General features: G+C 62.6%; 28 protein-coding genes and 1 tRNA gene. 8 read left to right on the forward strand and 21 right to left on the reverse strand.

All coding sequences use genetic code 11. The features are described 5' to 3' along the window. Positions 1-8 precede the first annotated feature (8 nt). From dapE to EUB48_RS10755, 4 genes are all read left to right on the forward strand, one after another. Complete coding sequence (gene dapE, locus EUB48_RS10740) at positions 9-1,184, forward strand: succinyl-diaminopimelate desuccinylase (RefSeq protein WP_142819008.1); 1,176 nt, start codon at positions 9-11, stop codon at positions 1,182-1,184. Continuing rightward, complete coding sequence (gene prmB, locus EUB48_RS10745) at positions 1,181-2,068, forward strand: 50S ribosomal protein L3 N(5)-glutamine methyltransferase (protein ID WP_142819010.1); 888 nt, start codon at positions 1,181-1,183, stop codon at positions 2,066-2,068. Before dapE ends, prmB begins: the two co-directional genes overlap by 4 nt. Then, the gene (locus tag EUB48_RS10750; protein ID WP_142819012.1) at positions 2,055-4,073 is read left to right on the forward strand and encodes an ABC-F family ATP-binding cassette domain-containing protein; all 2,019 of its coding nucleotides are present in this window, start codon (positions 2,055-2,057) and stop codon (positions 4,071-4,073) included. The genes prmB and EUB48_RS10750 overlap by 14 nt, the downstream gene beginning before the upstream one ends. A 127-nt stretch (positions 4,074-4,200) precedes the next feature. Then, positions 4,201-4,734: a hypothetical protein gene (locus EUB48_RS10755; protein WP_142819015.1), complete on the forward strand. Its 534-nt coding sequence runs from the start codon at positions 4,201-4,203 to the stop codon at positions 4,732-4,734. Here the strand turns inward: EUB48_RS10755 and EUB48_RS10760 are convergent. Continuing rightward, positions 4,712-5,026: an EthD family reductase gene (locus EUB48_RS10760; protein ID WP_142819017.1), complete on the reverse strand. Its 315-nt coding sequence runs from the start codon at positions 5,024-5,026 to the stop codon at positions 4,712-4,714. The two genes, EUB48_RS10755 and EUB48_RS10760, sit on opposite strands and share 23 nt — an antisense overlap. Positions 5,027-5,189: 163 nt before the next feature. Here EUB48_RS10760 and EUB48_RS10765 point away from each other — a divergent pair, with 163 nt between their 5' ends. Next, complete coding sequence (locus EUB48_RS10765; protein WP_142819019.1) at positions 5,190-5,630, forward strand: MaoC family dehydratase; 441 nt, start codon at positions 5,190-5,192, stop codon at positions 5,628-5,630. Between the two features lie 46 nt (positions 5,631-5,676). Here the strand turns inward: EUB48_RS10765 and EUB48_RS10770 are convergent, their stop codons facing one another. From EUB48_RS10770 to EUB48_RS10795, 6 genes are all read right to left on the reverse strand, one after another. Continuing rightward, entirely contained in the window at positions 5,677-6,282 is a 606-nt protein-coding gene (locus tag EUB48_RS10770) for a DUF1993 domain-containing protein (protein WP_338052381.1), read from the reverse strand. 37 nt (positions 6,283-6,319) lie between these two features. Then, the gene (locus tag EUB48_RS10775) at positions 6,320-6,967 is read right to left on the reverse strand and encodes a class I SAM-dependent methyltransferase (RefSeq protein ID WP_244618171.1); all 648 of its coding nucleotides are present in this window, start codon (positions 6,965-6,967) and stop codon (positions 6,320-6,322) included. 338 nt (positions 6,968-7,305) lie between these two features. After that, entirely contained in the window at positions 7,306-8,052 is a 747-nt protein-coding gene (locus EUB48_RS10780; protein ID WP_142819022.1) for a hypothetical protein, read from the reverse strand. A 75-nt stretch (positions 8,053-8,127) separates the two neighbouring features. Next, the gene (locus EUB48_RS10785; protein WP_142819024.1) at positions 8,128-8,823 is read right to left on the reverse strand and encodes a hypothetical protein; all 696 of its coding nucleotides are present in this window, start codon (positions 8,821-8,823) and stop codon (positions 8,128-8,130) included. A gap of 249 nt (positions 8,824-9,072) precedes the next feature. Then, complete coding sequence (locus tag EUB48_RS10790) at positions 9,073-9,615, reverse strand: hypothetical protein (RefSeq protein ID WP_142819026.1); 543 nt, start codon at positions 9,613-9,615, stop codon at positions 9,073-9,075. Further along, positions 9,612-10,895, reverse strand: coding sequence for a hypothetical protein (locus EUB48_RS10795; RefSeq protein WP_142819028.1), 1,284 nt, complete (start codon positions 10,893-10,895; stop codon positions 9,612-9,614). Before EUB48_RS10795 ends, EUB48_RS10790 begins: the two co-directional genes overlap by 4 nt. Positions 10,896-10,985: 90 nt before the next feature. Here EUB48_RS10795 and EUB48_RS21850 point away from each other — a divergent pair, with 90 nt between their 5' ends. Together EUB48_RS21850 and EUB48_RS21695 are read left to right on the forward strand one after the other, a co-directional pair. After that, positions 10,986-11,117, forward strand: coding sequence for a hypothetical protein (locus tag EUB48_RS21850; protein WP_274595954.1), 132 nt, complete (start codon positions 10,986-10,988; stop codon positions 11,115-11,117). A 17-nt stretch (positions 11,118-11,134) separates the two neighbouring features. Further along, the gene (locus EUB48_RS21695; protein WP_244618433.1) at positions 11,135-11,326 is read left to right on the forward strand and encodes a tyrosine-type recombinase/integrase; all 192 of its coding nucleotides are present in this window, start codon (positions 11,135-11,137) and stop codon (positions 11,324-11,326) included. Positions 11,327-11,518: 192 nt separating this feature from the next. Here the strand turns inward: EUB48_RS21695 and EUB48_RS10805 are convergent. The 6 genes from EUB48_RS10805 to tolB all read right to left on the reverse strand — a co-directional run bounded on the left by EUB48_RS10805 (position 11,519) and on the right by tolB (position 16,255). Next, a tRNA-Lys gene (locus EUB48_RS10805) sits at positions 11,519-11,594 on the reverse strand. Between the two features lie 70 nt (positions 11,595-11,664). Beyond that, complete coding sequence (locus EUB48_RS10810; RefSeq protein WP_142821208.1) at positions 11,665-12,432, reverse strand: tRNA threonylcarbamoyladenosine dehydratase; 768 nt, start codon at positions 12,430-12,432, stop codon at positions 11,665-11,667. Between the two features lie 29 nt (positions 12,433-12,461). After that, positions 12,462-13,577: a YeeE/YedE family protein gene (locus EUB48_RS10815; protein WP_142819030.1), complete on the reverse strand. Its 1,116-nt coding sequence runs from the start codon at positions 13,575-13,577 to the stop codon at positions 12,462-12,464. 61 nt (positions 13,578-13,638) lie between these two features. Beyond that, positions 13,639-14,421, reverse strand: coding sequence for a tol-pal system protein YbgF (ybgF, locus tag EUB48_RS10820; RefSeq protein WP_142819032.1), 783 nt, complete (start codon positions 14,419-14,421; stop codon positions 13,639-13,641). Then, positions 14,418-14,945: a peptidoglycan-associated lipoprotein Pal gene (pal, locus tag EUB48_RS10825; RefSeq protein WP_244618172.1), complete on the reverse strand. Its 528-nt coding sequence runs from the start codon at positions 14,943-14,945 to the stop codon at positions 14,418-14,420. The genes ybgF and pal overlap by 4 nt, the downstream gene beginning before the upstream one ends. Positions 14,946-14,968: 23 nt before the next feature. Continuing rightward, positions 14,969-16,255 (reverse strand): Tol-Pal system beta propeller repeat protein TolB, encoded by a 1,287-nt coding sequence (gene tolB / locus EUB48_RS10830; protein WP_142819036.1) that lies wholly within the window; start codon positions 16,253-16,255, stop codon positions 14,969-14,971. 171 nt (positions 16,256-16,426) lie between these two features. Between tolB and msbA the strand changes: the two genes are divergently transcribed. Beyond that, on the forward strand, positions 16,427-18,205 hold the full coding sequence (msbA, locus tag EUB48_RS10835) for a lipid A export permease/ATP-binding protein MsbA (RefSeq protein WP_142819038.1): 1,779 nt from the start codon (positions 16,427-16,429) through the stop codon (positions 18,203-18,205). Positions 18,206-18,236: 31 nt separating this feature from the next. Here msbA and rng read toward each other — a convergent pair whose 3' ends face one another. From rng to EUB48_RS10875, 8 genes are read right to left on the reverse strand one after another with little or no spacing between them, the layout of a single operon-like run. Beyond that, on the reverse strand, positions 18,237-19,712 hold the full coding sequence (gene rng, locus EUB48_RS10840; RefSeq protein WP_142819040.1) for a ribonuclease G: 1,476 nt from the start codon (positions 19,710-19,712) through the stop codon (positions 18,237-18,239). After that, a complete protein-coding gene (locus EUB48_RS10845) occupies positions 19,694-20,308 on the reverse strand; it encodes a Maf family protein (RefSeq protein WP_142819042.1) in 615 nt (204 codons plus the stop codon). The genes rng and EUB48_RS10845 overlap by 19 nt, the downstream gene beginning before the upstream one ends. A 9-nt stretch (positions 20,309-20,317) precedes the next feature. Continuing rightward, entirely contained in the window at positions 20,318-20,797 is a 480-nt protein-coding gene (gene rlmH / locus EUB48_RS10850) for a 23S rRNA (pseudouridine(1915)-N(3))-methyltransferase RlmH (protein WP_142819044.1), read from the reverse strand. 21 nt (positions 20,798-20,818) lie between these two features. After that, positions 20,819-21,508: a ribosome silencing factor gene (gene rsfS, locus EUB48_RS10855; RefSeq protein ID WP_142819046.1), complete on the reverse strand. Its 690-nt coding sequence runs from the start codon at positions 21,506-21,508 to the stop codon at positions 20,819-20,821. Beyond that, on the reverse strand, positions 21,508-22,101 hold the full coding sequence (gene nadD, locus EUB48_RS10860; protein WP_142821210.1) for a nicotinate (nicotinamide) nucleotide adenylyltransferase: 594 nt from the start codon (positions 22,099-22,101) through the stop codon (positions 21,508-21,510). Before nadD ends, rsfS begins: the two co-directional genes overlap by 1 nt. Before the next feature lie 23 nt (positions 22,102-22,124). After that, positions 22,125-23,051, reverse strand: a complete 927-nt coding sequence (gene hemF, locus EUB48_RS10865) for an oxygen-dependent coproporphyrinogen oxidase (protein ID WP_142819048.1) — start codon at positions 23,049-23,051, stop codon at positions 22,125-22,127. Further along, entirely contained in the window at positions 23,048-24,352 is a 1,305-nt protein-coding gene (gene purD, locus EUB48_RS10870; protein WP_142819050.1) for a phosphoribosylamine--glycine ligase, read from the reverse strand. Before purD ends, hemF begins: the two co-directional genes overlap by 4 nt. Continuing rightward, on the reverse strand, positions 24,349-25,086 hold the full coding sequence (locus tag EUB48_RS10875; RefSeq protein WP_142819052.1) for a YebC/PmpR family DNA-binding transcriptional regulator: 738 nt from the start codon (positions 25,084-25,086) through the stop codon (positions 24,349-24,351). Before EUB48_RS10875 ends, purD begins: the two co-directional genes overlap by 4 nt. Positions 25,087-25,142 lie beyond the last annotated feature (56 nt).

The raw sequence follows: 25,142 nt of genomic DNA on the forward strand, positions 1-25,142 counted from the left end.
CCCACTCCATGACCTCCACGCTCCATCTTGCCGAACAGCTGATCGCCCGCCCTTCGGTCACGCCCAATGACATGGGCTGCCTGAAGATCATCGGCGCGCGCCTGGCCCCGCTCGGCTTCGAATGCGAAACCATGCTGGGTGGCCCGGACCACTTTCAGGTCACCAACCTGTGGGCGGTTCGCAGAGGTTTTGGCGCGAAAGCCCAGCCTGCGCGGGCACAAGACGCTACAAAATTGATAGTTTTCGCGGGCCACACCGATGTGGTACCGACCGGTCCGCTGGCGCAGTGGCGCAGCGACCCGTTCACCCCCACGCACCGGGACGGCCTGCTGTACGGCCGCGGCGCCGCCGACATGAAGACCTCGCTGGCCGCCATGGTGGTGGCGGTGGAAGAGTTTCTCGCGGCGCACCCCGACCCTGCGCTGTCCATCGGTTTCTTGCTCACCAGCGACGAAGAAGGCCCGGCGCTGGACGGCACCGTGACGGTGTGCGAACGCCTCAAGGCGCGTGGCGAGCGGCTGGACTATTGCATCGTGGGCGAGCCGACTTCGGTCAAGCGCACCGGCGACATGATCAAGAACGGACGCCGCGGCACCATGAGCGGCAAGCTCACCGCCCGCGGCGTGCAGGGCCACATCGCCTACCCGCACCTGGCGAAAAACCCGATCCATCTGGTCGCGCCCGCGCTGGCCGAGCTGGTCACCGTCGAATGGGACCGCGGCAACGAATTCTTCCCGCCCACCACCTGGCAGATGAGCAACATCCACGGCGGTACCGGAGCCGGCAACGTGATTCCGGGCACGGTGGTGATCGACTTCAATTTCCGCTTTTCGACCGAATCGACGCCCGAGGGTTTACAGCAGCGCCTGCACGCCGTGCTGGACCGGCATGGCCTCGACTACGAGCTGCAGTGGACCGTAGGCGGTCTGCCCTTTTTGACCACGCCCGGCACGCTGGTCAGCGCGGTGCAGGACGCGATTCGGGCCGAGACCGGCCTCGAGACCGAACTCTCCACCACCGGCGGCACCAGCGACGGCCGCTTCATCGCCAAGATCTGCCCGCAGGTGATCGAACTGGGGCCCCCTAACGCCAGCATCCACAAGATCGACGAGTGCGTGGCGGTGGCCGATATCGAGCCGCTCAAGAACATCTACCGCCGCGTGCTGGAAACGCTGTCCGCATGACCCTCATCGAGTTGATCGACGCGGGCGCCGAGCAGCTCGCAGGGGCCGGCGTTTCCCTTGGCCACGGCACCAACAATGCGTTCGACGAAGCCGCCTGGCTGGTGCTGTGGCAATTGGGCCTGCCGCTGGATACCCCGCTGCAGGGTCCCGGTTCAGTAGCAAATCGGCCCGTAGCCCCCTTGGAGCAAGCACAGATAGCTACTCTTTTAAGAGCGCGTATCGAAACGCGTAAACCCGCCGCGTACCTGACCCGCGAGGCCTGGCTGCAAGGCGTGCCGTTCTATGTGGACGAACGCGCCATCGTGCCGCGCAGCCTGATTGCCGAGCTGCTGGCAGATGGCGGCATCGACCCGTGGCTGGGCGCGCACACGCACAGCGTCCTCGATTTATGCACCGGCAACGGCAGCCTGGCGGTGCTGGCAGCGATGGCCTATCCGGAGGTCAATGTCGATGCCGCCGACATTTCGACCGATGCCTTAGAGGTCGCCCGCATCAACGTGGACCGGCACCAGTTGCAACAGCGCATCACGCTGCTGCCGTCCGATGGCCTGGCCCAGGTGGGTGGCCCTTACGACCTGATTGTGTGCAACCCGCCTTATGTCAACACGCACAGCATGGCCGCCCTGCCCCCCGAGTACCGCGCCGAGCCCGCACTGGCGCTGGCCGGTGGCGCGGACGGCATGGATTTCATCCGCCGGCTGTTGCGCGACGCGCCGCAGCACATGACCGAACACGCCGTGCTGGTGCTGGAAATCGGCCATGAGCGCGAGCACTTTGAAGCCGCCTTTCCGCACCTCGAAGCGGTCTGGCTCGAAACCAGCGCAGGCGTGGACCAGGTGCTGCTGGTAACGCGCGAATCTCTCGACCATCATGATTACCCTTAAAAATGTGACCCTGCGCCGCAGCGCCAAGGTGCTGCTCGACAACGCCTCTGTGACCCTCAACCCCGGCGAGAAGGTCGGCCTGGTGGGCCGCAACGGCGCCGGCAAGTCCTCGCTGTTTGCGCTGCTCAACGGCACGTTGCACGAGGACGGTGGCGACTACTACATCCCGGCCCAGTGGCGCATGGGCCAGGTCGCGCAGGAGATGCCCGAGACCGACCAGAGCGCCACCGACTTCGTGGTCGAGGGCGACACCACCCTGGTGGCCGCGCAGGCCGAGGTGCGCGCCGCCGAGGCGACGGACGATTTTGAGCGCATGGCGCATGCCTACATGGAGCTGCACGACGCCGGCGCGCACGATGCGCCCGCGCGCGCCCAGGCGCTGATCCTGGGCCTGGGCTTCAAGACCACCGAGCTGACGAATCCGGTGAACAGTTTCTCGGGCGGCTGGCGCATGCGGCTGCAGCTGGCGCGCGCGCTGATGTGCCCGTCCGACCTGCTGCTGCTCGACGAGCCGACCAACCACCTGGACCTGGATGCGCTGGTGTGGCTGGAAGCCTGGCTCAAGCGCTACGAGGGCACACTGGTGGTGATCAGCCACGACCGCGAATTTCTCGATGCGGTGACCAACGTCACCCTGCACATCGACGCCGGCAAGCTGGTGCGCTACGGCGGCAACTACAGCAAATTCGAGGACATGCGCGCCGAGCAGATGGAGCTGCAGCAGGCTGCCTTTGGCAAGCAGCAGGACAAGATCGCGCACCTGCAAAAGTTCATCGACCGCTTCAAGGCCAAGGCCAGCAAGGCCAAGCAGGCGCAAAGCCGCGTCAAGGCGCTCGAGCGCATGGAAAAAATCGCGCCAATGCTGGCCGACGCCGACTTCAGCTTCGAGTTCAAGGAGCCGGCCAATCTGCCCAATCCGATGCTGTCGATGTCGGGCGCCAGCTTCGGCTACCCGCCGCCCGAAGACGCTCCGGCCGGCACGCCGCCCACCGTGATCGTGCAGCACGTCAACCGCTCGGTGCTGGCGGGCCAGCGCATCGGCATCCTCGGAGCCAACGGACAAGGCAAATCGACGCTGGTGAAAACCGTGGCGCGCGCCTTGGCGCCCATCGGCGGCGAGCTCACCGAAGGCAAGGGCCTGAACATCGGCTACTTTGCCCAGCAGGAACTCGACGTGCTGCGGCCGCTGGACACGCCGCTGGAGCACATGATCCGTCTCGTCCGCGAGACCGCGGCGCGCGGGCAAAACCACGGCCAGGGCACGCGCGAGCAGGACCTGCGCAGCTTTCTGGGCATGTTCAACTTTGGCGGCGACATGGTCAAGCAGGCCGTGGGCAGCATGAGCGGCGGTGAAAAGGCGCGGCTGGTGCTGTGCATGATCGTCTGGCAGCGCCCCAACCTGCTGCTGCTCGACGAGCCGACGAACCACCTGGACCTGGCCACGCGCGAGGCGCTGTCCATGGCGCTCAACGAGTTTGAAGGCACGGTCATGCTGGTCAGCCACGACCGCGCCCTGCTGCGTGCCGTTTGCGACGAGTTCTGGCTGGTCACGCGCGGCGGTGTCGAGCCCTTCGATGGCGACCTTGACGACTACCAGCGCTATCTTCTGGATGAGGCCAAGCGCCAGCGCGAAAGCCTCAAGGAGTCGTTGAAGGAGCCCGTCGCTGCTACAACAAAAATAGCTGAAAGCGAAGCACCCAAGGGGGCTACAGGCACATTTAGCTTAAAAAACGCACCGGCACAGCGAAAACTCGACGCGCAGCGCCGGCAGCAGCATGCGGACAAGGCCAGGCCCATCAAGCGCGAACTCGAGGGCTGCGAGCGGCGCATGGCGGAACTGACGCAGGAAAAAGCGCGGATCGAGGCACAGCTGGCGACGCCGCTGGCGCCGGCGGCCATTGCCGAGACCGGCAAGCGACTCAAGGCGGTCGGCGACGAGTTGCATGCACTCGAAGAACGCTGGCTGGAGCTGACCGAGGAAATCGAGCACACCGCCGGCGCCTGAGGGGATCGAATGACACGCAGCGGTGTAGAGTGGTTCGCTGATTCATTCGTTTTTGGAGCGCTCACCATGACGCACAGTCCCGGTCGCCTGGCCGTCGATTTGATCTCCCTCGCCTGATCGGTACGGCATGCTGACCGCCCTGCAAATGGCTGCTGGCGACGAGGCCCTGTCGGCCGCCGTGCGCCGCAGCCACCAATTGCTGCACCGGCGCGCACTGGTGGCCGCCGTGGCCAGCACGGTACCCGTGCCGGGGCTGGACTGGGCCGTGGACGCCGCCCTGCTGTCGCGCCTGCTGCCCAAAATCAGCGCCGAGTTCGGACTCACGCCGGCGCAACTCGACCGGCTGGACCCAGGCCAGCGCGCGCAAGTACAAAAGGCTGTCGCCGTGGTCGGGTCGGTGCTGATCGGCAAGTTCATCACCAAGGAGCTGGTCTTTATGGCCGCGCAAAAGATCGGCATGCGCCTGACGGTGCAGCAGGCCGCCAAGTATGTGCCGCTGGCCGGCCAGGCCGTGTCCGCTGCCATGGGCTACACGGCGATCCGCTATCTGGGCGAGCAGCATATCCAGGACTGCGTGCGCGTGGCGCAGACGGCGCAGCTTGCGTTGCCGCCTGCGGCGCCGTCCAAAACCCGCGCCTTCAGCCCACAACGACTTCGCTGATCTGGATCACCGGAGTCAGATCGGTGTAGTTAGGAATGTCTCCCATGATCTCTTGCGCGTGCGGTCCGAAGCCGGCCTGAAACGATTCCACTGAATCGCAAAAGATGTGGCACATGCCCACATAGGTCGCGGGCGCGCCAGCAGTGCCGCCGGCCAGCCCCTTGTCAATCGTGTAGTACTTGCAGGCGTCACCCATCTTGCTCTTGACCAGCGGCATGTGCTTGTCGCGGTAGTACTCGTGGTTGAAACGGGCCCCGGGGGTATTGGGGTACATCACGCTGACTTTGATCATGGCTTGTCTCCAGTGACTGATTTTCAAGCATAAAAGAACAAACCCCGGGAGACAAGCAGTTGGGGCGAGATGGGGCGCTGCTGGTCTATCATGATGCCCGCGCCTTTCATCCAGCATTCAAGCGCTGGCATGGCCCGATCGGGCCACCTTTGCGGATCTCAGCATGAACATGTACATCGGTCGCAGCTTCGACGAACTCAGCCTGGGCAATGAATTTGAAACCAGCCTGACACTCACGGAGGCGCACATCGTGCTCGGTGCCGGCTTGTTTTGCGACTTCAATCCGCTGCACGTCGATGAAGCGTTCGCCGCCAAAAGCCGCTACGGCGGCCGCATTGCGCATGGCTACCTGACCAGCAATGCAATGGCCGCGCCGCTCGGCATGCTGTTCCACAGCACCGCCATCGCCTATGTTGAACATCACATCCGCTTTACCCACCCGGTGCGCGCCGGCGACACGCTCAAGGTGAAATGGACGGTCATCGCACTCGATGCCAAACCGAAGATCGAGGGCGGACTGGTCACGCTCGGGGGCACCTGCACCAATCAGGACGGCGTTGAAGTCGCCAATGCCCAGGCGAAGATGCTGGTGCATAACGGCTGACCCGAATAATGCGGATGCAGGCGGTATTGGCGGGGTTACAGCCGGGTCAGGGATTGCCGAGGTAATCGCGTTTGCCAATCTCGACGCCGTTGTGGCGCAGGATGTTGTACGCAGTCGTGATGTGAAAATAGACATTCGGCAGGGAATGCCCCAGCAGGAGTTGCATGCCCTTGTAGTGCGTTTCCTTGCCCGCGACCTTGAGCACGACCTCCTTGTCTTCGGTGCCGTCGATCTGCGCTGGCGACACGCTCTGGATGAAGGCAATCGTTTTGGCAATGCGCACCTTGAGTTCCGCCAGAGTCTTTTCGTTGTCGTCATAAACCGGCACATCCAGCCCCGCCAGGCGTGCCACGACGCTTCTGCTTTTATCGCAGGCGATCTGCACCTGCTTTGTGAAAGGCAGCATATCGGGGAACAGCCGATAGTTCATCAGCGTGGAAACATCGAGCTTTCTGGCGTCGACATGAGCCTGCGCCTTGTCCAGAATGTTCGACAAATTGCCGAGGATGTTCGCCAGCCGCGGCACGCTGGCCTGATACATGGAAATGGTCATGATGAAATCTTGAAGTGAGCGAAAGAAGGCCGAAACGCTAATTTTGACACCCGGACGGTGGTCCTCACCCACGAGATGGGCTTTGCCCGTGAGGCTCACAAAAAGCCGCTTTAACCTGAAGCAGGCATACGCTGGATCAAGCCTGATCTGCGAGTTGTCCGCTGGCGATGTAGACGGTATCCAGCAGCAGTGTTTCCACATTCAGGGGCCCGATGCGTTCGGCCAGCCGGCTCCAGGGTTTATCGAGCCCCTCCAGCGTCGTGACGGAGTGCAGCGCCGCGGACCACACGAACAGGTTGGCAGGGATGGCCCAGCTCCACTTGAGCCCGCTGGCGACCACTCGCGCGCCCGGCTTCAAATGATGGAGCACATTGGCGAGCGCATCGGACCGGCGCAGGACGTCGTGCGTGAAATGGAACAGGGCGGCATCTGCCGGTCGCGGTATCTCGGCCGTCTCGACCGGCGAGCACAGCAAAACCACATTTCTCCAGTCGTTCTGCATGACCCGCGCTCTAGCCTTCTCGATCATCTCGGGGCTCTGGTCGATGCCGATAACCCGGCCTTTGGCGCCGAGCCCCTGCCGCAGCAAGGCCAGGCTGAGCCCGGTGCCGCATCCCACGTCCAGCACGACGTCACCGCGCTTGAGCGCAAGGCGCGAGATCGCCATGCGCCGGATCGGCTCGAACAATGCCATTTCCAGGTCGTACAGGGCGGCACGCTGGCGGTACAGGGCCAGCGCCTCGGTTCGATCAGGGTCAGGACCCGATTTGCCAGTTTTGCTCAAGCTCGTTCTCCAGACGGCGCAGGCGATTTTCCGCCCAAGCTCCCGTTCGACGCAGCTCAGGCTGCAAGGGCGCCGCCCACACCTGCAATACCGCGAAGCCTTGGTGCGGACTTCCCGGAGCAAAAAAGACGGGGTCTGCAGGCGCGCGAACACCACCCGCCCCTGAGAAGCAAAAAAGCCAGCTATCGTTTCGATAGCTGGCTTTCTATATGTAGCTTGGTGGGACCTGCGGGGGTCGAACCCACGACAAACGGATTTAAATGGGATTAAAACCCTTATTTATCAATGACTTAGACTCGCCTTCGCTCGTCACGTTTCGCCAGAGCTTGCCAAGATTGTCACGTTTGTTGGGCGAAGTTTATTTTTCGCATGAGGTCTGTAGAGCTTTTTCCGTCCAGCACATATAGGGGGTCTGGAATCAGTGTCGAGTAATGACGCATCCATGCGTCTTGCAACTTAGTCAGCAGTTCGCGTGCCACCGGTTCGCGACTCTGGAAAACCCAGTCGATCCAAAAATACGACGGCATACTCACACTTGGTATTGACACGAGTTCATTGGCACTGAAGTAAATGACCGAATGAATGTTCGAGTGCGCGGCCTTGAGTATTCGACGAAGCAGGTGGCCCATAACCTCGGGACGTAGGGCACGATTTCCTTCATTGACCAGGATCAGCAATCCTTTGGCGCTAGGAATATTCAAGTTTTTCTTTGTCTCTCTGATCTGCTTGTTAGCCTCTTTCACGGTTGTGACTTCAAGCTTGCGCTTCAATGGGTCTAGCACTTCTCTGGCGCAATAGACGGGGAGGTTTTGTAGTTCAATTTGGACCGGATAACTGCTAGGTCGCGGTACCGTTCCTTGTTTGATCCACCCTGCATAGAGGGTGGAAAGCTTCGTTTGAAAGGTGTCCTGCGAGAACCAATCTGCTTCGAGCTGCTTTAACTCCGCAACAACATTTTCGGACTTGAACCAATAGTCGGCGTTGCGAAACGTCGGAGCCTTCAGAAACTCATCGAGCACGATTCCATCGATACTGGTTACGCACTTCGCCAGCTCATTGGCGACCTCAATTCTTGCGTTAAACATACTCACTGCTGCTCCCGTGGACCTTTGCTTGATCCAGGGCTAGGCAGAGCGTCCGCTCGATTGCCGTGTTAGCTCTCATTTGTCATCACCGCGCAAGGATCTTGATAACGCGCCGTATTCAGTTTTATCGAAGGCTTCAAGAAATCCGTCCCGAGATTCTGACTTTAGCCCAGTGCGCATGTTGTCGAATCCCTGAACAACGAGCAACACACCCCCCGTCAATATCACCAGAAATATCTGGGAACTCCAAAGGACGGGATCAGCATTTGCCGGGACGTTGTGTAAAGCGATGAGTAGGCCAGTTAGTGCCTCGGTCAAACCAAAGAAGAAGCGCGCGCGAAGGCGCAACAAAAAAAGGATGTACCCAACAACGACAACCAAGACTCCAATCAAGGCAACGAAGAAGCCTCGCGGTGGAGATTGATGTTCAAGCCACACGTAGCTGTCTCGCATTGCAACCCAGATACCCCAATACATGACTGTAAGAACGAAGATCAATATTGGCAGGTACAGAATAGGTAGTAGGAAGAGATGAACATTCAACTTCGGGTGACCGAACAAGGACCATCTCATCACGAAAAAACTATACGATATGAATGCCAGAAATGCGGCGATCGGAAATGTTTCGCCAAGGAACTCTTGGGGCGTTCGATGAAAGATGGCGTACAGGGTCGCCCAGAAAATCAGTGGCACCACAATCGGCGGTTTTCTGGGCAAGCCGCTGGCGGTGTGCGTAATCCGTTTTAGTAAGCTAGAGATAAGGCGGGGCATACATGAGCTAACGTAGAGCTAACTGGCGGGTGCAATGATGAATTGCCCCAGGTTTTGAGGAGACCGATTCTCTCCTCAGTTTTGACCATGGACGGGGGCGTAGGCATTAGAGGGGTTATGACCCCAGCCGGGCGCGCAGTCCGCATCACAGAGCTGGAAATTGCCTTGGAAGATCTGGAAACCAAAGAAGAAGCTTTGATAACGCAGTCTTCGGAGGGGCTTGTATGCTAGGCCGCGAGGCATGCTGAATCAGAATGTCAGCATCGAATCCAGTTTTCGGTTGTATGACGGGTGAGGTCTCTTAAAGATGGCCATGAATAGCGCGTTTAAACATTCAATGATGGCGGTCATAGCTTTTGCAGTCTCCGCAGGAGTGAGTTGCAATGGGTCTTTGGGATGAACCAGTCTGTTCCGCAGATCCATTCCGCCCTTCAGCTCGCCCCACCAAATATGTGTGGTGGGTTCAACTCCATTTGAGAATCTTGCGAATAGAAACAGCAATCTGTCTTCCAGTCGATACATTTTTAGTTCCTTCTTGAGTTCAAATGCGCCTTTCCGCAGAATGAAGTCTTTTTCTTGGAGGATCGACTTCTCTAATGTATCTAGACCTTCACGCATACCCAATTCATCCGCTAAGGCGTTCATATGGGCCTCCAAAGAACTAAACCCTAAGAGGAGCGAGGCATGACAATAGGCCGTTGCACTAGTTTGATCCGTAGTTTCCGTTGCTTTTTCAAGGAAGCGTTTGGCTTCTTCCAATAGCGTCGTTGAGAACTTGTCGATGGATATCATGCTTCGACTTTCGACTCGGCTCGCTTCACTTCTAGAAGCGCTTCTTTTGCATGATATTTCTTGATTGCTAGGTCGATCTTTGCCGCGGTGATGCCACTGGCGTCCTCGGCCTGAAGAAAGAAGAGTTCAGCTAGGCGACCTCTTTCCTTTGCGTCCGTGCGATACCCGAGGCCTCGATAGTTTTCGGCGTCCGTTTTATGGCGACCCTTGGCAAGCGATGCTGCGTTTAAAGGGTCACGGCCGGTTTGATCCGCCAGGGCGTAATGTCTGGCAAGACGTACCTGGTTGTTTGATAGGACGCCCGCGATAAAGGCCCATGCGCTCAAGACGGCGAAATTCAAAGCCTTCTCTGCAAAGTCTGTTTGCCCTGCCTTTGCCTTCTTATTGGCATTGGTCGGTGTGAAGGCTTTTCTTTGGGCTTCGATAAGTGCTGCAAATGCTTTGCCAGCATCTAAAAGTCCCTTATCAGACCAAAGAGCGGGCTTGGCCTTTTTTAGTTCATCCCAGTCAGGATCGTTTGCGCCAGAACGGGTGATCATTGGGGTCGTCTCAGTAGAGTCAAATGCTTTATCAGGAATGGCGGCGCCGCGGAAGTAGTTCACGATGAAAGTTCGGGCTGACCGCACTGTAATCGGGTTTGACCGCAGTCGCTTATCCGCAAAATCTTGCTTGGGTGCGAGTAGCCCCACTGCTTGGCACCAATCCCTGAGCGCTGGTCCCGCTAATGTCTCTTGCATTCGATCGAAGAGATCGGTCGAAACGGCAATGTTGGTGTTCGAGATTAGTTGAACGTCGATACGCTGATCATTGTCCAACCCAAAATAAATTTTTAGCCCGTGATATTCGTCAACACCTCGATCAAAGGCTTCCTTTATCGCACTGTATCGATGCTGCCCTCCAATGATCTTGATTGGATGCTCGGGGTCGAACGCTCGACTGAATTCGGAGACGATGTTGCTAAACGTTCTTTGGGCAATAGCGTCTTGCTTCATTTGCTCGAACGCGATATGGTCTTCAACAATGTCTCTGTTGGCACGGTAGTCTGCTTGGTCGTCTGGATCGATTGGCACGTCAATTGTGGCCAGGTGCATCAGCTTGCTGGCCGCGACATGGCATTCAATATATGCCGCGCCCGTTCGCTTATCTTGCAACAGTAATAGGCGATCGCATTCTAGCGGCGCGCATGCGTCCGCAAAGTCTTCAACGAGCGCGACAATTTTTTCCTTGTCCACTGCAGCTGCGAACTCCGTTCTGTCAATGATATTAGTCTTCGTGGCCATCCTGACGCCTTTGGTACCGTGAATATGTTGATAGTATGTCAGCTTGTTGACTGCCGACTATTAGTACCTAGCGGGCTCGCTGGCGTTTGCATGAATAAAGAATACGAAAAACTCACCGGCGATCAATTAAAGGAGTTCATCGGCAAGCTTCCAAAACTGCGCTCACTTTTCGCTGACGTGCGCGCTCATGTCGCCACCGTACGCCTCGGGGAGTGCTATTGAATGAAGATGCAATTGAGGTGTTGGAAGAGCAGCGCGGTAAGAACCCGAAGTATTGCTTCACCTTCCGGGGTGAGCGAATTCAAAGGGCGATCACCAACACTGCCTGGTACAGCGCGTTAGAAGCTGCTGGCATCGGGAACTTTCGGTTTCACGATTTGCGCCATACATGGGCATCGTGGCATCGCCAGGCGGGAACGTCTTGCGGATGAGCTCAAGGAATTGGGCGGCTGGAAATCCCGCGTGATGGTGGACCGCTACGCGAAGTACGCGACGGAACATCTGGCTGTCGCGGCCAGTCGGCTCCAGCGGGTCCGTGATGAAAACGTGGTCGAACTCGTCACGTTTACGTCACGTTCCAATGTGAAAAGGGCCTAGCCACACGGCTAAGCCCTTGAATTCATTGGTGGGACCTGCGGGGGTCGAACCCACGACAAACGGATTAAAAGTCCGCTGCTCTACCAACTGAGCTAAGGTCCCTCAAGGCTTTCGCCTGATCTTTGCTTTCCAGCAAAGCCATAAATTATAACGTGATTGGCGCCTGCTTTTTTCAGTGCTGCACCGCCAACTGATCGAGAATCCAGCCCGCCGCGCACTGTCCGAAGGTGGCGGTGACGCTGACCACCGAGCCGTAGCCGTGGCAGTTGAGGGAGCCGTCACCTTCTACGGCACAACTGGCGTCGGGCGGCATGACGGCTTCGCGGCTGAAGACGCAGGCGACGCCGATTTTCTTGCCCTCGCGCGGCGCGCCGTGCGCCTTGCGCAGGCGGTAACGCAGCTGGGCCAGCAGCGGGTCGTGCGTGGTGTGGGCCAGATCGTCGATGTCGACCTTGTGCGCATGGCGCTTGCCGCCGGCCGCACCGGCGCAGATGAACAAGGCGCCGCTCGCGCGCGCCCAGGCGGCCATGGCGGTTTTGGCCTGGACCTGGTCACAGGCGTCAATCACCGCATCCACCCCCGCAGGCAGCAGTTGCGGCCAGTTGGTCGCCTCGACGAACTCTTCGATGCCGGTAACGTCGCACGCGGGGTTGATCTGGCCGATGCGCTCGCGCATGGCCAGCACCTTGGCCTGGCCGAGCGTGGCGTCCAGCGCCTGAATCTGGCGGTTGATGTTGGATTCGGACACGTGGTCCAGGTCGATCAGCGTCAGGCGCCCTACTCCGCTGCGTGCGAGCGCCTCGGCGGCCCAGGAGCCCACGCCGCCGACGCCGACGACGGCCACATGGGCGGCGCGAATCCGCGCGGCTCCGGCCACGCCATACAGGCGCGCCAGCCCGCCAAAGCGGCGCTCGGCGTCGACAGCGACATCGCCTGGCATGCTGGCGGTGGGCAGCGGATCGTGCTGGCTCAAGCCGTGCGCTCCATGCGCCATATCTGGTACTTGAGCGCCGCCACGGCACCGGCCAAAATGGCGGCGACGGCGACAAAGCTGGTCACACTCAGCGTGGAGATGCCGCTCAGGCCCTGCCCCACCGTGCACCCCAAGGCGGTAACGCCGCCCACGCCCATCAAGACGGCGCCCGACATGTGGTTGGCCACGTCTTCGGTGCTGCCAAAGCCTTCCCAGCGAAAGTTGCGCATGGCGACGGCGCAGGCTGCCGAGCCGACCACCACGCCGAACACCGAGACGATGCCGAGCGTGAGGACCTTGCTCTTGTCACTGAAAAACATGAGCCAGTCGAGCGTGTAGGCCGCGGGCGAAACAAAGCTCATGGCTTCGGCCCGGCCCGAGTTGGTGGCCAGAAAGGTCTCCTGCAGGGTCTCGGGGTGTTCGGCCACGTAGCCGAGATGGCCGCTGACCCACCACATGGCAACAATCACCGCGCCAATGCCCAGCCCCGCGAGCAGGTTGTCGGGGCGGCGAAAGTCCGGCCCCGCCAGCGCCCAGACGATCAGGGCGCCGCCCAGCAGCACGGCCAGAATCAGCCCGGCCAGCGCGGCTTTAATGCCAAAAGCGGCTGCAGCCCAATTGGGCAGTGCAGTGCCCGCTGCAAAATCAATAGCAACCTGATCCACGGTGTCAACCCGCGCCACGGCCGTGATGCCCTTGAGGGTGGCAAAGGCGGCGACCCCCATCACGATAAAAACCATCAGCGACTTCAGGCTGCCGCCGCCGATGCGAATCAGGGTCTTGCTGCCGCAGCCCGAGGTCAGCACCATGCCGAAGCCAAACAGCGCACCGCCCACGGTGGCCGACAGCCAGATCCAGCGATTCGAGGCATACAGGGTTTTGCTTGGGTCGATTTGCCCGCTGTACACCAGCACGGCGAAACCGATCATGGCCACGCCTATGGCCATGCCCCACTGGCGCATGCGCGTCCAGTCGCCCATGTTGACGACGTCGCTGACCGCACCCATGGTGCAAAAGTGTGTGCGCTGGGCAATCGCCCCGAAGATGACCGAGAGAAGGAAGGCGGCCCACAGCACTTGCGTGGTGAGCGCCTGGATATCAGAAATTTGCATCGCGCAATTTTAAAGGAGCGGTGACGCAGGACCGGCCACCCAACCTCCTCGCCGGCCACGCTTATTTCAGCTTGGCCAGCCGTTCCTTGGCGGCCTGGGCAGCTTCCGATTGCGGATAGGCCTTGATCAGGTCGCCCAGTGTCTTGCGTGCGGATTTCGTGTCGCCCAACTCGATCTGGCAATTGGCGATCGACAGGATGGACTCGGGTGCGCGCGCATGATCGGGGCTCTGTGCCACCAGCGCGCGGAAGTTGGTGATGGCGCCCTTGTAGTCGCGCGTCGCGTACTGGGCATTGCCGAGCCAAAATAGCGCGGACGGGTTGTAGCCGCTTTGCGGGTAGCGCTTGACGAAGCCGGCGAATGCGGTTTGCGCGCCCGCGAAATCACCCTGGCGGAAGGTGCCCAGCGCCGCTTCGAAGTCGGTTTTTTCTGCGGGGGTGGCCGAGAAAGTCTTGCCATCGACCGTAACCTGCGCCGGCTGGGTCGCGGCCTGCTGCGCGTCCGCGTTCTGCACGATGTCTTTTTGCTTGCGCTGAAGGTCCGCCACGTCACGCGCCAGCTGCTCGTCCTGCCCGCGCAGGTTGGCCATGTCGGCGCGCATGGCCTCGATCTGGCTTTGCAGGTCGAGCAGGCTGCGGCGCAGCTGGGCGTTGTCGTCCGACTGCTTGGCCTGGGCCGCGTCGGCCGCCTGGCGGCTGGCATCAACGCGCTGGCGCAGCTCCAGAATGGCGCGGCGCGCTTCGTCGTCCTCAAACAGGCCGGCGTGGGCGGCGGTCAAGGCCGCACAGGCCGACATCGCGAGGACGAAGCCGCGCAGCAGCTTCAGGGTCGCCACAGATCTCATCGGTAGGTAATGTCGGCGCGACGGTTTTTAGCGCGCGAGGCCTCGTCATCACCCAGCGCGACCGGCTTTTCCTTGCCGAAACTGACCGCTTCGACCTGGTTGTCGTTCACGCCCAGCAGATCCAGCGCCCGGCGCACGGCCTCGGCCCGCTTCTGGCCCAGCGCCAGGTTGTACTCGCTGCTGCCGCGGTCATCGGTGTTGCCTTCAATCACCGAGTGGCGCTTCGGGTCGGCCTTCAGGAACCGGGCATGGGCCTCGATGAGGCTCTGGTACTCGGGCTTGACGATGTACTTGTCGAAGTCAAAGTACACGGAGTGGTCCACCCCGGCCGGGCCCGCAGCATTCTGTGCCGACTTGCTCAGATCGACCGGTGCCACATTGCTCTTGGCCGCGTTGCCGCTGTCGGCGCCCGGCGTCACCAGGCTGCCGGATTTGTCGTCCACCGGCGCCTTGTTCAGATTAACGCCCGAGCTGCATCCCGCCATGAGGGCTACCATCGAAAATGCCAACAAAATACGTTTCATAGTCAAACTCCTGAAGTAAAAATTCATTGTTTCTGGAACGGGCCCCAGCTCGGCTCGCGGATGTCGCCGCCCTGACCGGCCAGCCGCGCCTTGATCTTGCCGTCCAGTGTCGTGGTCATCAGCGCTTCACGGCCCTGCTGCTGGGTAGCGTAGACGATGAGGCGACTGTTGGGCGCGAAACTCGGGTGTTCATCGGCGGACGTGTCAGTGATTGAGTTCACGTTTCCACTTGTAAGTTCCATGACTTGCAGCTTGAACGCGCCATTGATTCGCGATATGTAGGCCAACCAGCGTCCATCCGGGCTGAGGGCGGGAGACACGTTGTAGCTGCCCGCGAAGGTCACGCGCGTCGCGCTGCCCCCGGTGTTCGCCATGCGGTAGATCTGCGGCGCACCGCCCCGGTCGCTGACAAAGTAAATGCTCTTGCCGTCGGGTGAATACGCGGGTTCGGTATCGATGCTGGCGTTCTGGTTGAGCCGGCGCGGCTCGCCGCCATTGGCCCCGATGGTGTAGAGCTGCGAGCCGCCGTCGCGGCTCAGCGTGACGGCCAGCGAGCGTCCGTCGGGAGCCCAGGCCGGGGCGCTGTTGGAGCCGCGGAAGTTCGCAATCAGGCGGCGCCTGCCGCTGGCAACGTCGTGCACATACACCACCGGCTTGCGCGACTCGAACGACACATACGCCAGTTGGCCGCCATTGGGCGACCAGGCTGGCGAAATGATGGGTTCGGGGCTCGCCAGCGCCGCCTGCGCATTCTCGCCGTCGGCGTCGGCCACCCACAGGGTGTAGCGCGACCCGTTCTTGGTCACGTAGGCGAGCCGGGTGGAAAAAATACCCTTGTCGCCGGTGAGCTTTTCGTAAATGAAGTCGGCGATCCGGTGTGCCGCCAGGCGCAGATCGCCCGCGACCACGGCGTAGCTTTGGCCGCCCAGGTCCTGCCCGCGCACCACGTCCCACAGGCGAAACCGCACGTCGAAACGGCCATCGGCCAGTTTGGTGACGCTGCCCGCCGCCAGCGAATCGGCGCCTTTTTGCCGCCACACCGAAACATCGGGGCGCGACGTTTCGTCCAGCGCGACGCCAGCAGCGTCGACACCGCGGAACTGGCCGCTGCGCTCCAGGTCAGCGCGCACGATGGCGCCAATTTTTTGGGGAGACTGGTCTTCGCCACGAAACGGCGCAACCGCAATGGGCAGTTGGGTCAGGCCTACGCCTGAGACTTCAACCCGGAATTGTGCGAAGGCGGGTGCCAGGGGAACAGCCAACAAGCCGGCCAGCAGGAGCCGGCGCGATTCGATTGTTTTTCGATTCATCTTGTCTGGTAAAACTCACAAACTGCCGTGTCTGATAATCATCAGGCCAGCCGTCATTATGCCCATTGCGACAATGGCACTGTCTCGCATCCTTCTTTACCGGAGTCATCTTTTGTTTCGAGCCTTCAAACTGAACCTTGAGCAGCACCCGCAAGCCCCGGTGGCAGCGGCGTGACGGCGGACGCCACCGTGCCGGCACCCTCATCGCCGCCTTTGCGAGGCCTGAAGCGCCTGCTGCCGTATTTCGGACAGGCCCGCCTGGCCTGGTTCGCGGCAGTGGTGGCGACCATCGTCGGAGCATCCACCGAACCCCTGATTCCGGCGCTGCTCAAGCCCTTGCTGGACCGGGGCTTCCAGCGCGGCGCCTTGCCGCTGTGGCTGGTGCCGGCCGCGCTGCTGCTGCTGTTCGCGGTGCGCGGCTTCAGCGGCTACCTGGCACAGCTGGCGCTGGCCAAGGTGACCAACGACGGCATGCTGGCGCTGCGCCGGAGTTTGTTCGCACGTCTGCTCGACGCCGACATGTCGCTGTTTACACGCCAGTCGGCCAGTGCACTGTCCAACACCGTGGTCTACGAGGTGCAAACCGGCGCCACCATGCTGGTCAATTCGCTCTCGGGGCTGGCGCGCGATTCCATGACGCTGCTGGCCCTGCTGGGCTACCTGCTGTACCTCAACTGGAAGCTGACCCTGATCGTCGGCGTGCTGTTTCCAGCGGTCGCGTTCGTCATGCAAACGCTCTCGCGCCGCCTGTACCGTATCACCAAGGCGAGCCAGAACGCGACCGATTCCCTGGCCTATGTGGTGGAAGAAAACGTGCTGGCGTACCGGATGGTGCGGCTGCATGATGCGCAGGCCTCCCAGGCCGGCCGCTTCGATACGCTGAGCCAGGTGATCCGCCGGCTCGCCATGAAGTCGGTCGCCGCGCAGGCGGCCATGACGCCGCTGACCCAGATGCTGGCGGCGGCGGCCCTTTCGGCGGTGATCACCATCGCACTGTGGCAAAACAACACCAGCGGCATCAGCGTGGGCAGTTTTGTGGCGTTCGTCTCGGCCATGCTGATGCTGGTGGCGCCGATCAAGCACCTCTCTGAAGTGGCCAACCCGATCACCCGCGGGCTCGCGGCGCTCGAGCGCGGGCTCGATCTGATCGAGCAAACACCGTCCGAAGCCGACGGGAGCTATCAGGCCAAGAGCGCTTTGGGCCAAATCACCTTCGATGCGGTCAGCGTCAAGTACAACGACGAGGCAGAGCCGGCCCTGAACAACGTGACACTGAGCATCGCCCCCGGCGAGATCGTGGCGCTGGTGGGACCTTCGGGCGCGGGCAAGACCACGCTGATCAACCTGCTGCCGCGCTTTGTGTTGCCCCAGGGCGGCCGCGTGCTGCTCGACGGCCATGACATCGCCAGCTGGCAACTGCCGGCGCTGCGCCGCCAGATCGCGATGGTCAGCCAGGACGTGACCATGCTCAACGACACCCTGGCGGCCAACGTGGCGCTCGGCCAGGCAGTGGACCGCGAGCGGGTCATGCATTGCCTGGAGGCGGCCAATCTCGCGAGTCACATTGCCACGCTGCCAGCCGGCATCGACACGCTGGTGGGGCACAACGCGACCCAGCTCTCCGGCGGGCAGCGCCAGCGCCTGGCCATTGCCCGGGCCCTGTACAAGGACGCCCCGATCCTGATCCTTGACGAGGCGACCTCGGCGCTGGACACCGAGTCGGAGCGGCTGGTGCAAGAGGCCTTGCAGCGGCTCATGACGGGGCGCACGACCCTGATCATCGCGCACCGCCTGAGCACCATCGAGCATGCGGACCGCATCGCCGTGATGGCGGCGGGCCAGGTGGTGGAACAGGGAACGCACGCCGAACTGGTCGCGCAGCGCGGCCTGTATGCGCGCCTGCACCGCATGGGCTTCGACGAGCCTCACACAGCGAAAATGGTCGCTTGAGGCTGCGCTGGCGGCCAACGCGCGCCGTGCCCTACAGCAGCACGATGTCGTACTGCTCCTGCCCGATTGCACTTTCGCTTTGCAGCGAAATCGGCTTGCCGATAAAGTCGGACAGGCCTGCCAGGTGCTGGCTTTCCTCGTCAAGAAACAGCTCGATCACCTTGGGCGCCGCCACCACGCGGAACTCGCGCGGGTTGAACTGGCGTGCCTCGCGCAGGATCTCTCGCAGGATGTCGTAGGCCACGCTGCGTGCGGTCTTCACGCTGCCCTTACCGCCGCAGGCTTCGCACGGTTCGCACAGCATGTGGGCCAGCGACTCGCGCGTGCGCTTGCGCGTCATCTCCACGAGGCCGAGCTGCGAAAAGCCGCCGGCCATGGTCTTGACGCGGTCGCGCGCCAGCTGCTTGCGCAGCTCGGCCAGCACCGCCTCCCGATGCTCTTCGCGCACCATGTCGATAAAGTCCACGATGATGATGCCGCCCAGATTGCGCAGGCGCAGCTGGCGCGCGATGGCCCAGGTGGCTTCCAGGTTGGTCTTGAAAATCGTGTCGTCGAAGTTTCGGGCGCCGACGAAGCCGCCGGTGTTGACGTCCACCGTGGTGAGCGCCTCGGTCTGATCCACGATCAGGTAGCCGCCCGACTTCAAATCGACCCGGCGCCCCAGCGCCTTGGCGATTTCCTCGTCGATCGCGAACAGGTCAAAAATCGGGCGCTCGCCCTTGTAGAGCTGCAGCTTTCCGGCGGCGGCCGGCATGAATTCGCGGCCGAAAGCCTGCAGCATGCCGAATTGCTCGATCGAGTCGAGCCGGATGGCCTGCGTCTCGGTGCTCACCATGTCGCGCAGCACGCGTTGCAGCAGATTCAGGTCCTGGTGCAGCAGGGACAGCGGCGGCAGGCGCAGCGATGCCTCCTTGATGCGCGCCCAGGTCTTGCGCAGGTAGGCGATGTCTTCGGCCAGTTCGGCGTCGGTGGCATCTTCGCCGTTGGTGCGCAAAATGAAGCCTCCCCCCGCCTCACCCGCCAGCGCCTGCAGCCGCGCGCGCAAGGCGTCGCGCTGCGCGGGGGGAATCTTCTGCGAAACCCCCACATGGTCGTCCTGCGGCAAGAACACCAGCAGCCGGCCCGCAATGCTGATCTGCGTGGACAGCCGCGCGCCCTTGCTGCCGAGCGGGTCCTTGATGACCTGCACCATCAGGGCCTGGCCTTCGAACACCTGCTTTTCGATCGGCACTTGCGGCTGCGTGTGGCGCGCGATCAGCGGCGGCTCCCCGCCCTCCTGGCGATGCCAGACATCGGCCACGTGCAGGAAGGCGGCGCGCTCCAGGCCGATGTCGATGAAGGCCGACTGCATGCCCGGCAGCACGCGCACCACCTTGCCCAGGTAGACGTTGCTGACGCGCCCGCGCTCGAGCGTGCGCTCCACATGCAGCTCCTGCACGGCACCGTTTTCCACCACGGCGACGCGCGTTTCCTGGGGCGACCAGTTGATCAGAATGTCTTGTTGCATGGCAGGCCAAGGGCCCTGAGGAGTTGCGCCGTCTCGAACATCGGCAGTCCCATGATGCCAGAATAACTGCCTCTCAAGCGGGAGATGAATAGGGCCGCCCTGCCCTGCACCGCATAGGCGCCGGCCTTGCCGAGCGGCTCGCCCGAGGCGACATAAGCCCTGATCTGCACTGGTGTGAGCGCGGCAAACGTCACGCGAGAATCGCTCAGCGCGGCCAGCCGTTTGCGGCCATGCTGCGCCGCGATGGCCGTCAGCACGCGGTGTGTGGTGCCGGAGAGCTCACGCAGCATGCGCCGGGCGTCGCGCTCGTCCACCGGCTTGCCGTAGATGGTGCGCCCGAGCGCCACGGTGGTGTCGCAGCACAGGATGGGCGCGGGCGGCAGGCCGCGGCGTTTGAGCCGCGCCACGGCGGCGTCGAGCTTGAGACCGGTCACGCGCTTGACGTAGGTGGCCGGCGCCTCGCCTGGCAGCACGGCCTCGATGGCTTCGGCGTCCTCGTCGGCATCGGGCAGCAGCAGCTCGAAGCGCACGCCCATCTGCTCCAGCACCTGGCGCCGGCGCGGGCTTTGCGAGGCGAGATAGATAAAGTCACTCACGGCAGAAATTCACTCACGGTGATACGGATGCCCGGCGTTGATGGACCAGGCGCGGTAGAGCTGCTCCAGCAGCAGCACGCGCGCAAAGGCATGGGGCAGCGTCAGGTCCGACAAACGGATGCGCTCGTGGGCGCCCTGTTTGAACGCCGGGTCCAGCCCGTCGGGCCCGCCAATCACCAGCGCAACGTCCACGCCACCCAGCTGCCATTGCTTGAGCTTGGCCGCCAGCGCTGCGGTCGTGACCGTGCTGCCGCGTTCGTCCAGCGCCACCACGCGAGCGCCTTTGCCGCAGCTGGACTGGATGGCCGCCTGGATACGCTCTCGCTCGGCCGCGTACAGCGTGTCCAGCGTCCTGGAGCCGCGCGGCTCGGTCTTGACCGTCTTGATCTCGACCTTGCAGTCCGGCGGAAAGCGTTTGGCGTAGTCGTCGCAGGCCGCCTGCGCCCACTCGGGCAGGCGCTGGCCGACGGCCACGATCACCAGCTTCATGACACGCGAGCCGGGACGCCGTCAGGCCTTGCGGGCCGGCGCTTTTTTGGCAGCAGGTTTGGCGCGCGATCGCAGCGCGGTCTTGGTCGGTGCTTTGACCGGCACTCTGGCCGGCGTTTTAGCCGCAGTTTTGGCCGCCCGGGCCGCCGTTTTGACGGCGGACGAGCGGCGCAGTGAAGGCGATGTTTCCACCTTCTCTACTATTTTTGCAGCATGCTTTGCAGATTTGGCGGGGGCTGGCGCCACTTTTGACTCGGTCTTTTTCGCTGCCGGCTTCCTCGCGCCAGCTTTTGCCGCCGGCTTGGCTGCCGATTTGGCCGCGGGCGCCACTTCGGGCCGGGCCGCGCCAAACTTCAGGCGCACCGGCGTGCCGCCCCAGATTTCTTCCAGGTTGTAGTACGCCCGGATGGTGGGCTGCATGACGTGCACCACCGCGCGGCCGCAATCGACGATGATCCATTCGCCGTTGGCTTCGCCCTCCATGCGCGGCTTGGGAAAACCGGCGTCGCGCACGGCATCGCGCACGCTGCTGGCCAGCGCCTTGGTCTGGCGATTGGAACTGCCCGAGGCGATGATGACTCGTTCAAACAGCGCGGACAGATGCTCGGTGTTGAACACCTGCAGGTCCTGTGCCTTCACGTCCTCCAGCCCATCGACGATGGCGCGCTGGAGTTTCTGGGTGTCTTTTTTGGCGTTGGTTTCGGTGGTCATCAAGGAGCAAGGTAGAGGTGATGTTGTTCAATATAGCGTGCAACGGGGCCGGGAACCAGTTGGGCGATCCCCTGAGCCGTATTGTGAGGCTTGGCAGCCAGCGCACGGACCTGGGTGGCGCTGACCGGCATGGGGGGTAGTTGCAGCGGCGCAAACCGCCCCTGCGGATAATTTTTGGCATCAAATCCGGCGCCAGCCCTTTCCGGCTGTTGGCGTTCAGCTATTGAAATAGTAGCGGCCCGCAAAAGATCCTGCCACCGGTGCCAGCTCGGCAGGGCGCGTGCCTGGTCGGCGCCCATGATCAGGTACAGCTGCGCGCCGGGCTGCTCCCGCGCCAGTTCGCGCAGGGTGTCGATCGTGTAGGTGGGGCCGGCACGCAGCATTTCCCGGTCGTCCACCACCACGCCGGGCAGTCCGGCAAACGCCAGCCGCGCCATCGCCAGCCGGTGCTGCGCGGGCGTCAGCACCCGCGGTTTGTGCCAGGCGTGGCCGGTGGGAAAGATCCGCAGCTCATCGAGCTGCAATTGCGCCATGGCGGCCTGGACCAGCGCGACGTGGGCATTGTGGGGCGGATCGAATGCGCCGCCGAACATGCCGACGCGCCGCGGGCCGGCGGTCAAACCCACTCCCGTCGCGGCAGGAACCGGGTGTACAGCGCTTCTTCGGGCGAGCCGGGCTCGGTCTGGTGCAGGTAGGACCAGCTCGCCAACGGCGGCATCGACAGCAAGATGGATTCGGTGCGCCCGCCCGATTGCAGCCCGAAGTGCGTGCCGCGGTCCCACACCAGGTTGAACTCGACGTAGCGCCCGCGCCGGTACAACTGGAAATTGCGTTCGCGCTCGCCATACGCCATGTCCTTGCGGCGCTCCACGATGGGCAGGTAGGCGCCGAGAAACGCCGAGCCGACCGACTGCATCATGGCCAGGCTGCGCTCGAAACCGAGCTCGGCAAAGTCGTCGAAAAACACGCCGCCGACACCGCGCGCTTCGCCCCGGTGCTTCAGGAAAAAATACTCGTCGCACCATTGCTTGAAGCGCGGGTATTTGTCGTCGCCAAACGGCTGCAGTGCCGCCTTGCAGGTCCGGTGGAAATGCACCGCGTCTTCCTTGAAGCCATAGAAGGGCGTCAAGTCCATGCCGCCGCCGAACCAGCATACGGGCGCCTGGCCCGCCGTGGTGGCGGCCAGCATGCGCACGTTCATGTGCACGGTTGGCACGTAGGGATTGCGCGGATGGAACACCAGCGAGACGCCCATCGCCTCGAACGGTGCGCCGGCCAGTTCGGGCCGGTGCTGCGTGGCCGAGGGCGGCAGCCGCGGGCCCGTGACATGCGAGAAGCCGCAGCCCGCGCGCTCGAAAACCGGACCGTTCTCCAATATCTGCGTCACGCCCGAGCCCTGCAGCGGCTCGCCGGGGGGTTTTTCCCAGACATCGGTCAAAAAGGCCGTGCCATCCAGCGCCGCGATGGTCGACGTGATGCTTTGCTGCAACTCCAGCAGATAGGTTCGCACCGCGCGCACGGTATCACCGCCGGATGCCATCATTTGACCGCCCGATGGCCGATGTCGCGCCGGTACTGCATGCCGTCGAACGCGATGCTGCGCGTGAGCTCGTAGGCGCGCTGCTGCGCCAGCTTGACGTTGTCGGCCAGCGCCGTCACGCACAGCACGCGCCCGCCCGAGGTGCGCAGCACGCCGTCCTCCAGCGCCGTGCCGGCGTGGAACACCACGGCGTCGCTGGCCTCCGGCGGCAGCCCGGTGATCACGTCACCCTTGCGCGGGCTCACCGGATAGCCGTGCGCCGCCAGCACCACGCCAAGTGCGGTGCGGCGGTCCCACTGCAGGTCGACCTGATCGAGCCGGCCGTGCAGGCCGGGCTCGGTGGCGGCCCACAGCACCTCGAACAAATCGGATTTCAACCGCAGCAGGATCGGCTGCGCTTCGGGGTCGCCCAGGCGGCAATTGAATTCCAGCGTCCTGGGCTTGCCCCTGGCGTCGATCATCAGCCCGGCGTACAAAAAGCCGGTGTAGGCGACGCCGTCTTTCTCCATGCCCTTGAGGGTCGGCAAGATGATCTCGCGCATGGTGCGGGCGTGCACGTCGGCCGTCACGACCGGCGCCGGCGAATACGCGCCCATGCCCCCGGTGTTGGGGCCCTGGTCGTCGTCGAGCAGACGCTTGTGGTCCTGCGAGGTGGCCAGCGCCGCCACGTTCTTGCCGTCGCACAGCACGATGAAACTGGCTTCCTCGCCGTGCAAGAACTCCTCGATCACCACACGCGGCACGGCCTGGCCATCCGCGCCCGCGTTGTGCGTGACACCCAGGCTGTCGCCCAGCAGCATGAAGTCGATCGCCGCATGCGCCTCCAGAGCGGTCATGGCCACCACCACGCCCTTGCCGGCCGCCAGGCCGTCCGCCTTGACCACGATCGGCGCGCCCTTCCTGTCCACATAGGCATGCGCGGCGGCGGCATCTGAAAACGTCTCGTACTCGGCGGTCGGAATGCCGTGGCGCTTCATGAAGGCCTTGGAAAACGCCTTGGAGCTTTCCAGCTGCGCGGCGGCCCTGGTGGGCCCGAAAATCCGCAGGCCATGCGCGCGAAACTCATCGACCACGCCCGCCGCCAGCGGCCCCTCCGGCCCCACCACCGTGAGCGCTATCTTGTTCATGGCAGCCCAGGCACGCAGGGCGCTGACTTCCGTGATATCGACGCACTCAAACCGGTGGTCCAGCGCGGTGCCGCCGTTGCCGGGCGCGACATAGACCTGCTGCACCTTGGGCGACTGGGCCAGCTTCCAGGCCAGCGCATGTTCACGGCCACCGCCGCCAATCACGAGAACCTTCATGCGCTGCCTGCCTCGTCGATATTGGCGTTGTGGAACACCTCCTGGGTATCGTCCAGGTCTTCCAGCACATCGAGCAGTTTCTGCATGCGCGCGGCCTCGTCGCCGCTGAGATCAACCGTGTTTTCGGCGCGCATGGTGACGCCGGCCACCTCGGGCTTCAAGCCAGCCGCCTCCAGCGCGTTCTTCACGGCTTCAAAGTCGGTGTAGGCCGTCAGCACCTCGATCGCGCCATCTTCGTCGGCAATCACGTCTTCGGCGCCAGCTTCGAGCGCGACTTCCATCACCTTGTCCTCGCTGGTGCCCGGCGCAAAAATCAACTGGCCGCAGTGCTTGAACTGGAACGCCACCGACCCCTCGGTGCCCATGTTGCCGCCAAATTTGCTGAAGGCGTGGCGCACCTCGGCCACGGTGCGCACGCGGTTGTCGGTCATGGTGTCGACGAGGATGGCGGCGCCGCCGATGCCGTAGCCCTCGTAGCGGACCTCTTCATAGCTCACGCCCTCGGCGTTGCCGGTGGCCTTGTCGATGTTGTATTTGATGCGATCCGCCGGCATGTTGGCCGCCTTGGCCTTGTCCACCGCCAGCCGCAGACGCGGGTTGGCGCCGAGATCACCGCCACCGGCACGGGCCGCGACGGTGATTTCGCGGATGATGCGGGTCCAGATCTTGCCGCGCTTCTCGTCCTGCCGGCCCTTGCGGTGCTGGATATTCGCCCATTTACTGTGTCCGGCCACGGAGAATCCTTTGGTATTGATTTAATCTACACCGCCGATTTTACTTTTCAACGACC

It is taken from the genome of Rhodoferax sediminis, assembly GCF_006970865.1.
In the GTDB taxonomy this organism is placed as follows: domain Bacteria; phylum Pseudomonadota; class Gammaproteobacteria; order Burkholderiales; family Burkholderiaceae_C; genus Rhodoferax_A; species Rhodoferax_A sediminis.

What these genes read in the sequence shown, in the direction of transcription:
- dapE (WP_142819008.1), top strand. Translation starts at nt 9, where the DNA reads ATGACCTCCACGCTCCATCTTGCCGAACAGCTGATCGCCCGCCCTTCG.
- EUB48_RS10755 (WP_142819015.1), top strand. Translation starts at nt 4,201, where the DNA reads ATGCTGACCGCCCTGCAAATGGCTGCTGGCGACGAGGCCCTGTCGGCC.
- EUB48_RS10785 (WP_142819024.1), bottom strand. Translation starts at nt 8,823, where the DNA reads ATGCCCCGCCTTATCTCTAGCTTACTAAAACGGATTACGCACACCGCC.
- EUB48_RS10795 (WP_142819028.1), bottom strand. Translation starts at nt 10,895, where the DNA reads ATGGCCACGAAGACTAATATCATTGACAGAACGGAGTTCGCAGCTGCA.
- EUB48_RS21850 (WP_274595954.1), top strand. Translation starts at nt 10,986, where the DNA reads ATGAATAAAGAATACGAAAAACTCACCGGCGATCAATTAAAGGAGTTC.
- nadD (WP_142821210.1), bottom strand. Translation starts at nt 22,101, where the DNA reads ATGTTCGGCGGCGCATTCGATCCGCCCCACAATGCCCACGTCGCGCTG.
- EUB48_RS10790 (WP_142819026.1), bottom strand. Translation starts at nt 9,615, where the DNA reads ATGATATCCATCGACAAGTTCTCAACGACGCTATTGGAAGAAGCCAAA.
- rng (WP_142819040.1), bottom strand. Translation starts at nt 19,712, where the DNA reads ATGCAACAAGACATTCTGATCAACTGGTCGCCCCAGGAAACGCGCGTC.
- ybgF (WP_142819032.1), bottom strand. Translation starts at nt 14,421, where the DNA reads ATGAGATCTGTGGCGACCCTGAAGCTGCTGCGCGGCTTCGTCCTCGCG.
- EUB48_RS10765 (WP_142819019.1), top strand. Translation starts at nt 5,190, where the DNA reads ATGAACATGTACATCGGTCGCAGCTTCGACGAACTCAGCCTGGGCAAT.
- prmB (WP_142819010.1), top strand. Translation starts at nt 1,181, where the DNA reads ATGACCCTCATCGAGTTGATCGACGCGGGCGCCGAGCAGCTCGCAGGG.
- pal (WP_244618172.1), bottom strand. Translation starts at nt 14,945, where the DNA reads ATGAAACGTATTTTGTTGGCATTTTCGATGGTAGCCCTCATGGCGGGA.
- EUB48_RS10815 (WP_142819030.1), bottom strand. Translation starts at nt 13,577, where the DNA reads ATGCAAATTTCTGATATCCAGGCGCTCACCACGCAAGTGCTGTGGGCC.
- EUB48_RS10760 (WP_142819017.1), bottom strand. Translation starts at nt 5,026, where the DNA reads ATGATCAAAGTCAGCGTGATGTACCCCAATACCCCCGGGGCCCGTTTC.
- EUB48_RS10750 (WP_142819012.1), top strand. Translation starts at nt 2,055, where the DNA reads ATGATTACCCTTAAAAATGTGACCCTGCGCCGCAGCGCCAAGGTGCTG.
- tolB (WP_142819036.1), bottom strand. Translation starts at nt 16,255, where the DNA reads ATGAATCGAAAAACAATCGAATCGCGCCGGCTCCTGCTGGCCGGCTTG.
- hemF (WP_142819048.1), bottom strand. Translation starts at nt 23,051, where the DNA reads ATGATGGCATCCGGCGGTGATACCGTGCGCGCGGTGCGAACCTATCTG.
- rlmH (WP_142819044.1), bottom strand. Translation starts at nt 20,797, where the DNA reads ATGAAGCTGGTGATCGTGGCCGTCGGCCAGCGCCTGCCCGAGTGGGCG.
- purD (WP_142819050.1), bottom strand. Translation starts at nt 24,352, where the DNA reads ATGAAGGTTCTCGTGATTGGCGGCGGTGGCCGTGAACATGCGCTGGCC.
- rsfS (WP_142819046.1), bottom strand. Translation starts at nt 21,508, where the DNA reads ATGACCACCGAAACCAACGCCAAAAAAGACACCCAGAAACTCCAGCGC.
- EUB48_RS10780 (WP_142819022.1), bottom strand. Translation starts at nt 8,052, where the DNA reads ATGTTTAACGCAAGAATTGAGGTCGCCAATGAGCTGGCGAAGTGCGTA.
- EUB48_RS10810 (WP_142821208.1), bottom strand. Translation starts at nt 12,432, where the DNA reads ATGCCAGGCGATGTCGCTGTCGACGCCGAGCGCCGCTTTGGCGGGCTG.